Origin of the sequence: Halomarinibacterium sedimenti (assembly GCF_019312585.1) — a bacterium.
GTDB classification, from domain to species: domain Bacteria; phylum Bacteroidota; class Bacteroidia; order Flavobacteriales; family Flavobacteriaceae; genus Halomarinibacterium; species Halomarinibacterium sedimenti.
The window spans coordinates 60,658-76,188 of record NZ_JAHWDP010000008.1 but is presented as its reverse complement, the minus strand read 5'-3'; the positions used below and the strand labels follow the sequence as shown (position 1 = coordinate 76,188).

The window sequence follows — 15,531 nt, the reverse complement described above, 5'->3', positions numbered from 1 at the left end:
CGATGCAATACCACAGTTGTCACTTGAACTTGCAAGTACTTCACCTGGTGTTAAGTTATAATCTCCATTGGCATCTAATTCTACCGTAATGTCTTGACAAGCAATTACCGGATCTTCGTTATCCTCTACAATAATATCAAAACTACATGTAGATGTATTCCCATTTACGTCTGTTGCTGTAAAAGTAACTGTAGTTGTACCCACTGGAAAGGCATCTCCCGAGCTCAATACTAAAGGATCTGGAGAGGTTTGCACAACAGAAGCAATTCCGCAAGCATCAATTGCTGATGCATCGGCATAGGTAACCACAGCGCTACATTGTCCAGCATCGGTATTCGCCATAATATCTGCTGGACAGGCCATTACGGGATTTATAGTATCCTCTACAATAATAATGTGATCACAAGTTGCTGTATTTCCACATACATCAGCAATTTCATAAGTGCGTGTTATAGTTACTGGAAAACCTCCACTACTAACTTCATTTATTAGAGCGAAAGTAGCTGTATCACCATCTACCGTCGACCCACCGGCAGTTTGAAATTCTGTAAAATTAGCAAAAGCTGGAGGGGCATCTGCAGCCGAACATCCTTCCACATTTTGAGTTGGAGGACAGGTTAAGCTTACATTCAACGGGGTGCAGGTCATGGTTAAATCGAAAGTTCCCGTTGCCGAAGCAAATCCATGGACTAATACGTAATACGTAACTCCTGCCTGAGTACAAACATCTAAACTAGTTGTAAAATTTAAACAACCAGCTCCAAAATTATCATCCTGACCTGCTTCACAAACGAGAGTTCCACATGTTCCTGAATACACAGATATTTTGGTGTCGTAAGAAGCTTGATTACAAGTGCTTAAATTGGTTATTCCCTCAATTCCTGTAAAAGTATACCATACTCCAGGTGCTGTATTACTAGTATCACAGAAGGGTGCTCCATCAAAAGTGGCCATGGTAGTATCCCCACTTACAGTTTGTCCACAAGTAATTGGATCCGCATTTAAACACAAGTCGTTAGTAGGAGGAGCACCCCCAAATAACGGAGCTTCCCAAATTCCTCTACCATAGGTACTTGCTCTTATTAGTCCACTAGTTTCATTTATTTCTAAGTCATACACTGGAACATTGGGTAAACCAGTCTCGTATAATTGCCAGGGAGTTACATCTGAGGTATAATAAACACCAACACTCATTCCAATATATAATGCATCTGCTGGTGTTCCCCCCGTATTTTCGAAAGCAATACAATGTGCTGGTAAGTTTGGCAATGCCCCTGAAATATTAGTCCAAGTTGCACCTGCATTCGTGGATTCATAAACTTTTTCGCCAGCTGTATATCCCCCTAAGGTTATCCAGACCCTATTTGCATCGGCAGGATCTACTGCAATAAAGGTAATAGTTAATCCAGGCCAAGATCCTGTAATGGTAGTCCAAGACCCTCCTGTGTTTGCTGAAGTTTGAATTGCACTTCCTACAGCCGCATAAAGTCTTGTAGGGTCATTTACACCCACAGCAAAAGCTCCACGTCCATCTGAACCTAAATTCGTCCAAGTAGTCCCACTATCTGTACTTCTAAAAACATCACTATATCCGCCATAAATTATATTTGGATTTGTGGCATCCATAGCGTAAGGGGTGACCCAGGACCCTATACTACCTGGAGGTTTAATCCCAGTAGCAGTATTCCCTCCATTAGTAGATCGTCTCAAACCACCATTTTGAAAACTATAATACAATGTGTTATTATCATTATAATTTATCATACAATCCATACCATCGGCACCATAAATTTGTTCGATTGTAGTGGTACCTGTATATTTATTAGACCCATTGTCCTGAGCTCCTCCAATTAAAAGATTTGGATTTGAATCTACCCCTGCAATACGATAAAGTTGCATGATTCCTAGACCGTCCCAAATATTATTCCAAGTAACACCATGGTCAGTACTTACCGAAATACCGCCATCACTACCACAATATAAATTGTTATTTAAAGGGTTATAAACAAGATCATGAATATCGGCATGAACATATTGCCCCCCAATTACCCAATGTGCACTATTTACATGATTAACCCCACCATCAGTAGATCTAAAAACATTTACACCTCCACTAACTACATTATTAGCATTAGTTTGATCTACCGCAATTGCCAAATCATACCAAGATTGATCACCAGACCCACCACCTCCAGTAGATCCTTCTAGAATATTAGGAGAGGTAGACATCGTTGAAAATGTAGTTCCCGAGTCTGTAGAGCGATACATCCCTCTATAAGTACCTGCTCCGCTAAACCCTCCAGGTCCAGCTAGGTAATAAACATAATTTGCGTTGGCCGGAGTAACCGCGATAGCAATACGAGATTCTCCTGTAGGAAGACCTGAACTAATTACGGAAAATGAAGTTCCTGTATTGGTTGATTTATAAAATGTATTTGTACTTACAGCATAAACCGTTGACGGGTCACCAGGTTTAAATTCGATATCTCTAAAATTTCCACTCTGCACTGTCGACCAAGTATTCCAACCATCGGTCGTTTTCAAAAGTCCTACCGTGGTTGCGGCAAACATTATGTTGCTGTTGGTGGGATGCATTAATAACTTATACCCTCTATTAAAATTTGTTACTCCCCATGAAAGTCCAGTAGGCGCCCAAGTAGCACCACTATCTGTGGATTTCAAAACACCAATAGATTGGGTATCCCCAGCATCTCCATCCCCAGTTAAAATATAAATAGTGGATGGCGTTGTGTGGTCTACTGAAATTCCAGAAACTCCAATGCTTGCAAGCATATCCGCCATGACAGTCCAAGTAGCACCACCGTCGGTAGTTCTCCATAAACCTCCTGCAGGTGTGCCAATATAAAAGGTGTTCGCATCTGTAGGATGGAACCCAATGACATTGACCCTGCCTAATCCAGCACTGTATCCTTGATTTCCTACTGTAAAGCTTGTAGGGCCAAGATCTGTCCACCCTACTGGCATTCTGTTACCTACAGATTGACTACCAAGATTTAATTTTCTGGCTGCTTCCCAATTTAACTTACTAAAGTTCTTGGCAATTTTACCATCGGCATTAACCAAACGCTGCATTTTATATTCCCAACGCTTGTATTGCTTGTAACCACTGCCTCTTCCCTTATCACGGGTTGCAAAATAGGCTTCAGCCTTTTGCTGAACTTCTTGAAGCGTAGTATTTGCTTTTGGATTTTGAATTAACTCAAGGTATTCCTGAGACATACCAGTACTCATTCCTAAAATGAACAGAAGGAATGAAAAAAAGATAGACTTTTTCATTTTGAAAATTATTGGTTAGTTAGAATTCTAAATTTAAGAAAAAAATAATAGAAGCACAGTGAAATTTATACAAAAAAAGCTGAAAATGAGATTCTTACAATTCAGTTCTTTTGGAAAACCTTAATTTTATGGTTGTTACACCCTAAAAGTAACCGAAATGAATTTTTATCTGAGAAGTAATTTAACCGCGAAATAGACTTTACATTTTCTGAAAGAGTCAACCCAGTTCTTTGCAAAGAAAGCACCTTAAAGCCACCTATTTTATCATTCAAAATAGTTACACTTTGTAATGCATCATAACGTGTCGTTTCAACTTCAGATCCATAATTATTTCCAACTAAAAGCACATCTGGATAAGTGTCATCATTAAAATCGTGAATTACCATCCCATTTAATTGGGAGAATTGAGCCTCTACTGGTAGTTTGGTTTGAGTAAATGAGGTTTTATGGTTCTGCAACAACAAACTAGAAAATATCGTTACTTCTTTATGGTAGGCATTATTAATTCCATTGACCCCAAGGATATCTTCAATTTTGGCCTTACTAAAGGCATCATACGTTGGAAATTTATCTAAAATTCCTGGCATCTGTTGCGAAGAGCATTCCCTCCCTCTAACGGGTAATTGTAGATCCCCCTTTTCTTTTGCCAAATAAATATCAAAACTCCCGTTTCCATCAAAATCATTTGCATAAATATGTAATGGTGAATTCTCACTTGGGTGGAACTTATTATTTTCACCTATATTACCCAGAATATAATCATCATCTCCGTCTTTATCCCAATCGACTACAGTAATTTTACTCCACCATCCAGAGGTATTTTCTAAATTAAATTTTGAAGTTGCATCCATAAAAAAGCCTTGGTCGTTTTCATACAAACTAATAGGCATCCACTCTCCAACTACCATCAGATCTAAATCGCCATCTTTATCAAAATCTGTAAAAACAGCATCACTTACCAACCCTGGATGTAGTAAGGATGGCGCTAACAAATCGGTTACATCTGTAAATTTTCCGTTTATGTTTTCCAATAGATAGCTTCGAGGAGGTAATGGATATCTACCGGAGATTAAACGTCCACCAACAAAAAGATCTGTATCTCCGTCACCATCAAAATCACCGCCTGTAACTGACAATCCACTTTTAAACATTTCGGGAAGGGCTTGTAAATCTTTTTTAAAAATTCCTTTACCGTCATTAATGTAAAGTCGGTCTTGAAGGTTTGGATTTCCTTGCACAAAAATAGCACCACCACTTACTACATATAAATCTAAATCTCCATCACCATCAGCATCAAAAAATAAACTTTCCAAATCTTCTGAAACAAGATCCTTTTCCCAAGGTTGTGACTTACTTTTATAGAAAGTCCCGTCTTCCTTTTGAAGGTATAATACTCCAGATTGTTTGTGGGCTCCCCCCACAAAAAAATCCTCAAGTCCATCTCCATTCACATCACCAACGGCAATAAAAGGACCAAATTCTGATTGTTTATGAGGAAGTAAAATCTCTTCTGCAAAGTCATTGAATTCATTTTCTCTATGCTCAAAATCGATTCCAATATCTTCGGTAACTTCTCTAAACAACTGGTTATTTATTTCCTTCTTCTTTGTTATTGTTTTCGGAAGAGATTCTGAATTTAATAGTAGATTTTGATTCGCTGAAATGTTCGTCATACGACTCGAATACCCATCAGCCCATTCTACCACAATACTATCAACAATAGATTTTTGCCCTAATCCAAAGTGGAGTCTGTATTCTACAGAAGACTGAAACCCTCGTGAAGGAAATAATCTTTTGGATTGAATCTCTTCACCCGAATAAATCGATACTTTAGCTCCCACAACAAAAGGATTTGGCGCAAGTCCCTTTAATTGCAGTGACACATAATTTTCAGTTTTAGAAATTTTATTCTCAAAAACAACAGAAGGTACTCCCATAGAATTCACTACCAAATCTAAATCTCCGTCATTGTCCAAATCGGCATAAGCAACCCCATTGGAATTAATGGGTTCACTCAACCCCCAATCTTGGGTAACATTTTTAAAACCCAGATGACCCGTGTTTTTAAACATATAATTTGAAATAACACTTGCTGGAATCATCTCGGTCGCCACGTCCCACCGGACTCCATTTCCCTCCTTAAGCATTCTATCCAAACGAATTTTTAAATCGTTATCCGTGACATCTTTTTTAATTCCATTGGTCACAAAAAGGTCATTCCACCCATCATTATCAAAATCGGCTAAAAGTGGCGCCCAACTCCAATCGGTTTTTGCAACGCCAGCTAATTGTGCTATTTCACTGTAGGTACCAATCCCATTATTAAGCTGAAGCGTATTAATCATGTATTGGTGCCCGTATCCTTTTTCGACCATTTGGTAAAAGCTTTGGGTATTCATAGAAGCCATCATTCTTTTAGAGCGTAAATGATCTTCCGAAACCATGTCCAAAACCATTAAATCGGGCAGATTATCATTGTTGATATCGGCCATATCCGATCCCATACTATAAAATGACGAATGGTTAAAATAGTCTGAAAATGTTTCTTTAAAAGTTCCGTCCTGATTATTGACAAACAGTTTATCAGGTTGCTGAAAATCGTGAGCAACATAGATATCGTCCCATCCATCATTATTGAAGTCTTCAATCACGGCGCTTAACCCCCACGCATGGGTTTGTATTCCCGCTTTTATGGAAACATCACTAAAAGTGTGATCCCCATTATTTTGATACAACCGATGACTCGTATCGTGTGAATACTTTAAATCATTATCAAAATCGAAAAAAGAGTTTTGCTGAAAATATACTCTATGATTTACCACCAATAAATCGAGGTCACCATCTTTATCAAAATCTATGGGATAGGCCTGAGTACTATACCCCGAATCGTCTATCCCAAACAACGCTGCAGATTCTGTAAAACTGTTATTCCCATTATTGATATACAGTAAGTTTTTGCGAAGCGATGCGTCTTCAGATTTCCCCGACCGACACACATAAATATCCAGCAAACCATCATTATTTGCATCCCACATGAGCACTCCTGTATGCCATGAATTCTTTTGTTTAGAAATACCCGCCTCCTCAGTAATATTTTTAAAGGAAATATTCCCTAAATTTAGATACAATTGATCTTCCACTTGGTTTCCCGTAAAGTAAATATCGGCAAGTCCATCATTATTAATATCACCCACCGCAACGCCCCCTCCATTGTATAAATAGGGATAATTAAAATAATTTTGAATTTGATTTTCAGTGATGGAATTGGTAAAATCTATCCCTATTTTTTCTAAGGGTAACGCTTCAAAACCAACTGTGTTTTTAGAAAGAGTTGCTTCTTTAGAATCCTTTTTGGCACAAGAAAGAAATAGCATTCCCGAAAGAATTATTCCGAAAAAAAAGGCAATGGAAAAGTTTACTAAAGGTGTTTTTATAATGATTGGTTTTCAGTTCTAAAAAAGCTTGCGATTAAAGATAATCGAAAGAATTGAAACCAAAAATTTACAAATCGTATTTCACCACAAACATCATAATTCTGGGTAGCACAAAATATTGACTTGTAGTATTGTATTCTTCGTTAAAACTATCGGTATTTGTCGCTTCAGTATTTAAAATGTTCGTGGCTTGAATACTAAATTCCCAAGGACTATCTCCTTGTTGATAATAAAGCGTTCCATTTAAGAAGGAGTATTTATTTTCGATGGTATTGGCTTTATTGGTGTAATTATATAAATCCCAAGTTGTCGAAAGTGAGAAATGTTTCAGAAAATTTATATCAGTATTAATATAGGGGCGTTGTGTATAAAAAACCTGCTCCAACCCACCATTGTCATAATTATTTATTGACAGATTGTACCCCACCTCAAAATTAGGCCACTCTCTAAAACTACTACGTGCACTTACACGATAGCTTTGTGTAAGACTTTCACTTTGCCTGATCTCTTCATTAATAATATTGTTAGACGTACTTAAACTTACATTGGCATTGGCAGCCAATTCAATTTTTTTAATTCGTTTGCTAAATCTCCCAAAAGCCGAAAACGTTTCGTCCGGAAAATTACTGTCAATATTCTGAGGGACCGTTACCTGATTAATCGCAACAATTTGAGTATTATTTTTAATCCCTTTTAATCGACGCGTATAGTTTAACGATCCCGAAACATTGGTGTAATTAAATAAATTAAAACTGAAATAAGTCAAGTTATAGCTATGCGAAAAAGCATTTTCCAACAACCTATTCCCGCGAAACATTCGGTTGTAATTATTGAAAACATAGGCTTCGGCAAAGTTGTTTACATCGGTATACTCTGCAGAAAGGGCGTAATTAAAACGTAAACTTTCACTTTTCTTAATTTCCCAAAGGGCAAAAACATCTGGAAGCAATCGCCAATCATTTTGAGATTGGGATAGCCCTAACTGGTCATTTTTCACATTGTAATTATGAAGCGTTACCCCAGGCGAAAATGTAAACTGCCCTGTTTTAAATTTGTAGTGCAAGCCTAAAAACACATCTGTAAATCCATACGAAACATCATTTACAAGGGTTTCAGTTTCTCCTTCAATTTCTTGAGTCTCAAGTAAATCTTCCCTACTTCCATCATCCAACAACTGAAAGATATTCGAATTGAATTGCTGTTTACTAAGTGTGCTACCTAACGTAAAATTTACATTGCTTTTATTGTTGATAATATGGTAATAATCCACCTTGGCATCCAGCTTATTGGTTTTTATATTCTTTTGCTGATTGATGTTGTATCGATTCTGAAGGGTATCTAATGGCAACACCCCTGGGAAAGGCAATAAATCGGTTGCCGCGTTGTAAAAAGGGTCTTCATCTTGATAGAGATGTTGCACCTGCCCTGCAAAAATATTATCGTCATCTACCGTGTAATACACATTTAAATTCTGATTAATCGAAGCAGGTTTGTTCTCTTTATTTTCTGAAATATTATTGCTGAAATCTTGAAATAATGATAGGGTATTGTCCGTTTCAGTTTGTTTTGAAGCTTTTAGCAACACGTCGTAATCCATTTGTAAATTCACGTTGGGTTTATAGACGCCGCTGAGCTTTAGCATCCCTAATTGATTGTGCTGATTGGAATTACTTTCGGTACTTTCAGTAACCCCAGATGTAATGAACTGTGTAAGGGAATTAGTAACAATGTTGGTTTTATTGTCTGAAAGAATTCCGAAACCACTTATATCCAAAGACTGTGTAGCGGCATAGCTAAAATTTCCTGCTAAAAACTTGGTTTCAATACTGCTGGCACGGTTGTTTTGGGCAATGGCAAACCCTAAATCGCTTTCACGAATATTGAAATTGGTACCCCCACCCCGATTAAAATTCCTAAACCCTCCCGTAAAGTTGAAATAATCGCGCCACGTGAATGGCACTTCGCCAATATCATTAAAATCTGTTATAAAATTGAGGCTGTATTTTGGGTTGTAATAAAACAATTTGGGATGTACCAAATATCTTGCTTCAGCTTCATCGTCTACTCCAGAACCTGCAGTCACTTCGCCAAACCAAAAGTTCTTTTTCCCTTCCTTTAATTTTATATTGATGGCAATATTGTCTTGATTATTAGTCACCCCTCTTAATTGCCCAACTTCGCTATAATTTCGTAATACCTCAACTTTATCAACTGCATTAGCTGGAATATTTTTGGTCGCCAATTTCGAATCACCATCGAAGAAATCTTTTCCCTCTACCATCACTTTAGTAACAGCCTTCCCTTCTACCTCAATTTCGCCGTCATCATTAACCTCCACTCCTGGAAGATTTTTCATAACATCCCCTAGTTTTTTTTCATCTCCCCGATTAAAAGAGTCGGCATTATATGTAATTGTATCTCCTTTTACAGTTACAGGCATTTCGTAGACAATTTCTACCCCATCAAGCTGATTGGCCTGCGGATTGAGGTTAAAATTTAAACTTAAATCATTAGAGTCTTCAGGGATGGTAAGTTCCTTTTCAAGGGTTTCAAAACCCAAAAAACTTGCTCTAAGAATATAGGTGTTATTTACAGGAAGATCTAATTGAAACTTTCCTTCGTGATTGGTAATAGCATAAGACTCAATATTCCCTGAAGCTTTTACGGTGGCAATCACATTGGCTAATTCAAGAGGGTCTCCAATGCTATCTTTTATAAAACCACGAAGTTTAATACTTTGTGCAGAACCAACAACTGTGATAAACAGAATTATAAAAAGGAGTAATTTTTTCATAAAATAGACTGTCCCCAATGATTTAGGAAATTGATAATAACGTAACTTTTACTTGAATTTTATCCACCGAATCTTCTTCCACCTCCACCACGTCGGCCACCGCCGTTTCTGAAGTTTTCTCGCATTTCGTCGGTTTTTTCTTTTACAATCTTATTGTATTCTTCCCTACTAACTTCTTCCCCTTTTGAAGGCGGCTGAATGGCCTCAGCTTCTTTGGGATTTATTATAATTTTTGAACAAAGGATGGTCGTTCTATCTACATTTAACTCTAAAATTAAACCCGGTAGTCCCGCATATTCTCCAGGACCATTCTTCACCGGAATTTGTGGGGTAAACCAGGCAGTAACCAACACTTCTTTTGGTATTTCCAAGTCTTCAAAAGGGTCTTCAACTTTAGTGGTATCCTCTTTTTTTTCAGCTTCATTCTTTTCCTCATTATCTCTATCTCGTCTTCTTCGCATCATACTCACATCATTTGGGTCTACTTGCTTGTAGGCAGTCGCTTTAATTACTAAATACTGCCCAATTTGCTTTGACTCTTTTCCTACTTCCCATCGTAAGTTTGTGATGGTATCTTTTACCAAAAATTGCTTTCCAAAGAACTCTCTTTCTTCAATAAGTTGATTTGTTTCCAAATTTTTATATTGATCTCCCGCCGAAAAACTACTCATCATCATTCCGAAACCACGACCATTATCACCAGCTTCCAATTTTTCGTCCTCGCTATAAATGGATTCATTGCCATTAAACGTGAGGATATATGTTTTTTCAAGAAAACTCTTCATTCTTTCCTTGATTTGCTTTTTCATATCCTCGGTCATATCTCTTCTTCCAAAATTATCCATATCTACGGTGGTTTTGGATTCGTAATACGCCTTTCCGCTTATGTTTTGAGAATAGGAAAAGGAGGTAAATAAAAGGGCAAAAACAATAGAAGGTATCTTCATGATAGGGTTTTAAAATAGCATACCAATGTACACTATTTGTAATAAACCTTTTAGACTAGTATTCCTAAAAAAGGTTTAATATTACCCTCCAATTCTTATGCGCATTTGGTTTCCACCTTCTCTCCTGCCGTCACCTTCAAATTGTTCGTTCATTTCTTTCATTTTCTTTTCCATAATTTCTTCATATTCGGTAGCGGTAACAACTTTTCCTTTGGTTGGCTCTTTAATGGCAAGCCCCTTTTCAGGGTTTAACACAATTTTACTGCACAAAATAGTTTCACTCCCATCATTTACTTCTAAAATTAATCCTGGCAAACCATCGTAATTTGCAGGTCCATTTTTTACAGGTATCTGTGGCGTGTACCATGCCGTTAAGGTTACTTCTTCTTGGGATGTCACTTCCTTATTTTCCCCATCGGAAGAAGACTCGGCAACCATCACTGTTCTTGTTGTTGTGTAAGTAGCTTTAAAGCATGTATATTCACCTATGTTCTTAGTTTCTTTCCCCATAACCCAGTCACGATTCTCGAGGGCATCTTTAATAAGAAATTCCTTCCCAAAAATTTCTACTTGATCTGCATAGCGGTTTTCTTTTAAGTTTTTATACAACACATCATTTCCTCCGCCATTGCCCGCTATAACGAGTTTCATTCCACCTCCTTCAATAACCGAATCATCATCCAACTTCACCTCTTGCTTGTATTGAGATTCATCATTGGTAAATTCTAAAAAATAAGTTCTTTCCGATTGTTTTTTAAGCATCGCCATGATTTGTTCTTTCATACCATCGTTCATGGTACTATCCAACTGAATATCCATTTTTCTTTGGCTTTTGTAGGTGGCAATCCCTTGAATGTTTTGAGAAAATACATCAGACACTCCTAAACTTAGAGTGAATATAAATAGTAGAAATATTGTTTTCATATTGGTTATTTAATCATTTTTATAAAGACGAAGTAATATTAAAATTGTTGCAAATTAGTTGTTTAAATTGTAATGAATCATTTTGTATCTTTCAGCAACTATGAAATTTTTTTTAATAATCTTTTTTATTTCTGTTACAACCGCTTTTTCACAAGAGCTAACACTAGTTAATAAAGCAGCCTTACAAGTGGACCACTTTGTAGGTTTCGACGCCTACAAACATATTTATTTTATAAAAAATGGAGCGCTCCATAAAGAAGGTGATTTAGGGAAATTTGTATTTCAAGATTTTCAATTAGGACCCATAGCCTCGGTGGACATTATAAACCCATTAAACGTTGTTGTTTTTTATGCCGAAATGAACACTGTGGTTTTTTTAGACAATCGTTTAAATGAAAAAGAACGAATTAATTTTAACGACCTTCCTTCATTTTTAAACATTAGTGCCGCAACAAATGCCGGAAATAATAAACTTTGGATTTTCAATACAAATACGCAACAATTAGAATTATACCATTATCGAAATCAACAGCAAACCCAAGTATCACAGCCATTTAAAGGTAAATTTATTACCCAAGTGAGCAATTTTAACACATGTACCATACTTACCAATACACACTTGCGACAAATTAATTTATACGGAAGTTTACTTTCTGAAATAAAACTCGAAGATTACAAAAGCATTGTTCAAAACAATGAAAAAATAGTAGCTGTAAAAGATAATTCGCTGTTTTTGATTAATGAAAACGCCGTTAACCGTTTGAGTTTTACCTTCAACGAAAACCCGATTAAAGACTTGCAACTAACGCAAGATTTCCTGTATATTTACGACAGTAAAATACTTTATACTTTTACACTAACCCAACCTAAGTAGCAAGATTTATGCACGTTGCCATAGCAGGAAATATTGGCTCTGGAAAAACTACGTTAACACGTTTACTCGCCAAGCATTATAAGTGGAAAGCTCATTTTGAAGATGTAGAAGACAACCCCTATTTAGACGATTTCTATAACCAAATGGAGCGTTGGTCTTTTAACCTTCAGATTTACTTTTTGAACAGTCGATTTCGGCAAATCTTAGAGATTCGTGAAAATGGTAAAAGTGTTATTCAAGATAGGACCATTTACGAAGACGCTTATATCTTTGCTCCCAATCTCCACGCCATGGGATTAATGACCAATCGTGATTTTGAAAATTACAGAGCCTTATTCGATTTAATGGAAAGTGTGACCGAAGGCCCCGATTTATTGATTTACTTACGTAGTTCTATCCCTAATTTGGTTAATCAAATTCATAAACGTGGACGTGAGTACGAAAACTCTATTAGTATTGATTACTTAAGCCGTTTGAACGAACGCTATGAAGCTTGGATTCACGGATATGACAAAGGCAACCTTTTAATTATTGATGTAGACAACATCAACTTTGTAGACAAACAAGAAGATTTGGGAGAGGTCATTAACAAGATTGATGCAGAGCTTCACGGATTGTTTTAAAAAACTTATTTATAAAAAAAGCCCGAACAAAATGTTCGGGCTTTTTTGTTGGTAGAAAATTGGAATTAGCTTTTTTCTACTTCTTCTATAACTTCTTTAATCACTTTTTTACCGTCTTCTACTTCTAATTCGGCTTCCTTCATTGCGTCAACTTGAGCTTTTACTTCTTCCTCAGTTCCTTTAAATGTTTTTGTTTCGGTAGTAGTTTCACCATTTTTTGTAGTTTCAATGGTTACAGTTGCAACAGTTTCATCACCTTCTACACCCATTTCAACTCGAATTTCTTTAGTTACGTCTTCGACCACTTTGGTACCTTCTTCAGTAATAATCATGGTATCTCCCTCCGAAGTAATTCCAGAAACCTCTGTGCTATGTCCTCCTAAAATTGGAGAAATTACTAGTCCTACTAAACAGGTAAGTTTAATAAGGATATTCATAGAAGGTCCAGAAGTATCTTTAAACGGATCTCCTACGGTATCCCCAGTGACAGCCGCTTTATGCGCATCACTTCCTTTAAAAGTCATTTCGCCATTGATTTCTACTCCTGCTTCAAAAGATTTTTTTGCATTATCCCAAGCACCACCGGCGTTGTTTTGGAAAATCGCCCACATAACACCACTCACACAAACACCAGCCATATATCCTCCAAGCACCTCTGCACCTAACGGGTAATTACCTGTAAGCATTGCGGTTCCTAATCCAATAATTAAAGGTGTAACAATAGTAAGTAACCCTGGTAATAACATTTCTTTTAAGGCAGCTTTGGTTGAAATATCAACACATTTAGCATATTCTGGCGTTCCAGTACCTTCCATAATTCCAGGAATTTCACGGAACTGACGACGCACTTCCTGAACCATTTCCATAGCTGCTTTCCCTACCGATTTCATTGCCATTGCAGAGAATACAACTGGAATCATACCTCCAACAAATAAGGCAGCCAAAACAGGTGCTTTAAAGATGTTAATTCCATCAATTCCGGTAAAGGTCACATAGGCTGCAAATAATGCTAAAGCTGTTAAAGCGGCAGAAGCAATCGCAAATCCTTTTCCAACAGCAGCTGTAGTATTACCTACTGAATCTAATATGTCGGTACGTTCACGTACTTGATCTTCTAACTCACTCATTTCAGCAACACCTCCTGCGTTATCTGCAATAGGCCCAAATGCATCAATAGCTAACTGCATCGCTGTAGTTGCCATCATTGCAGAAGCTGCTAATGCTACTCCGTAAAATCCTGCTAATGCATAGGATCCAGCAATCGCAACTGCAAAAAGTAACACACTCCAAAAAGTGGACTTCATCCCTACTGCTAGACCAGCAATAATGTTTGTTGCGGCACCTGTTGAAGAATTTTGTACGATATCCATTACTGGCTTTTTCCCTAAACTAGTATAGTATGCTGTTACAAAGGAAATTAAAGCTCCTACAGCTAAACCAATACAAGCTGCATAAAACACATTAATAGAAGCTACCTCAACCATTCCTTCACCAAAGAAGTTCATAGTCATCGTTTGTGGAAGCATCCAATCTATCAAAAAATAACTTGCTATAAGGGTTAACCCAATAGCAAACCAGTTTCCTGTATCCAATGCTTTTTGAACTTGCGCTTCTTTAGCATCGTTATTTTTAATTTTTACGAAAAACGTACCAATAATAGAAGCTAACACTCCAACCCCTGCAATTACAAGCGGAAGTAGGATGGGCCCCATATTATTGAAAGCATCGGTAAATGGTCCATCAACAGACATATCTCTAATTACATAGTTTCCTAGTACCATCGATGCTAAAACTGTAGCTACATAAGATCCAAAAAGATCGGCTCCCATACCAGCAACATCACCTACATTATCACCTACGTTATCTGCAATAGTAGCAGGGTTACGAGGATCATCTTCAGGAATACCTGCTTCTACTTTTCCTACTAAATCTGCTCCTACATCGGCAGCTTTGGTGTAAATACCACCCCCCACACGAGCAAATAATGCAATACTTTCGGCACCTAAAGAGAATCCTGCTAGGGCTTCTAGTACCACTGTCATTTCATTATAAAAATTACCTCCCTCAGTAATAAATTGCCCTAAGAAGAACATAAAAAATAAACTTAGCCCTAAAACTGCTAATCCAGCAACACCAAGACCCATTACAGTACCACCGCCAAAAGAAACTTTTAATGCTTGTGGTAAACTCGTTTTGGCAGCTTCGGCAGTTCGAGCATTTGCGTCGGTTGCAATACGCATCCCAATATTTCCTGCTAAAGCAGAAAAGATAGCACCAAATATAAAAGCGGGAACAATCATCCAGCTAGTGGTTGGAACCACCACAGAAATTGCATAAAGTAGGACAGCAGCAATCACTGCAAAAATTACGAGTAGTCTATATTCGGCATTTAAGAATGCTAATGCACCTTCTTTAATACTTTTAGAAATAGATTGCATGCGCTCGCTTCCTGCAGGCTGTTTCTTAACCCAGCTCATTTTAATGAACATGAAAATCAAACCAAGCACAGCAAGTGCAATGGGAACGTAAATAATGTTTTGTTCTAACATAGTTGATTATTTAGTAAATAGTGTTTTCAAAATTGCGAGTGCAAAAGTAGTAAAATTGATTGGGATAGGAAATCAATAATTAAGAAGAA

Annotated in this window: 8 protein-coding genes; 2 read left to right on the top strand and 6 right to left on the bottom strand. The window is 37.3% G+C overall.

Going from position 1 to position 15,531, the window contains the following annotated elements; all coding sequences use genetic code 11:
- From KXJ69_RS13345 to KXJ69_RS13325, 5 genes are all read right to left on the bottom strand, one after another.
- Positions 1-3,297, bottom strand: a 3,297-nt coding sequence (locus tag KXJ69_RS13345) for an HYR domain-containing protein (protein WP_219053620.1), incomplete at its 3' end; no start/stop codon positions are given.
- Between the two features lie 101 nt (positions 3,298-3,398).
- Entirely contained in the window at positions 3,399-6,671 is a 3,273-nt protein-coding gene (locus KXJ69_RS13340; RefSeq protein WP_219053619.1) for a CRTAC1 family protein, read from the bottom strand.
- 127 nt (positions 6,672-6,798) lie between these two features.
- A complete protein-coding gene (locus tag KXJ69_RS13335) occupies positions 6,799-9,525 on the bottom strand; it encodes a carboxypeptidase-like regulatory domain-containing protein (protein WP_219053618.1) in 2,727 nt (908 codons plus the stop codon).
- A gap of 59 nt (positions 9,526-9,584) precedes the next feature.
- Positions 9,585-10,472, bottom strand: a complete 888-nt coding sequence (locus KXJ69_RS13330; RefSeq protein WP_219053617.1) for a GLPGLI family protein — start codon at positions 10,470-10,472, stop codon at positions 9,585-9,587.
- A gap of 81 nt (positions 10,473-10,553) precedes the next feature.
- Complete coding sequence (locus KXJ69_RS13325; RefSeq protein WP_219053616.1) at positions 10,554-11,396, bottom strand: GLPGLI family protein; 843 nt, start codon at positions 11,394-11,396, stop codon at positions 10,554-10,556.
- A gap of 100 nt (positions 11,397-11,496) precedes the next feature.
- On the opposite strand from KXJ69_RS13325, the gene KXJ69_RS13320 reads away from it, so the two are divergent.
- Together KXJ69_RS13320 and KXJ69_RS13315 are read left to right on the top strand one after the other, a co-directional pair.
- Entirely contained in the window at positions 11,497-12,270 is a 774-nt protein-coding gene (locus tag KXJ69_RS13320; protein ID WP_219053615.1) for a hypothetical protein, read from the top strand.
- 8 nt (positions 12,271-12,278) lie between these two features.
- A complete protein-coding gene (locus KXJ69_RS13315) occupies positions 12,279-12,893 on the top strand; it encodes a deoxynucleoside kinase (protein ID WP_219053614.1) in 615 nt (204 codons plus the stop codon).
- A gap of 65 nt (positions 12,894-12,958) precedes the next feature.
- On the opposite strand, the gene KXJ69_RS13310 is transcribed toward KXJ69_RS13315, so the two are convergent.
- Positions 12,959-15,442, bottom strand: coding sequence for a sodium-translocating pyrophosphatase (locus KXJ69_RS13310; RefSeq protein ID WP_219053613.1), 2,484 nt, complete (start codon positions 15,440-15,442; stop codon positions 12,959-12,961).
- Between the last annotated feature and the right edge of the window lie 89 nt (positions 15,443-15,531).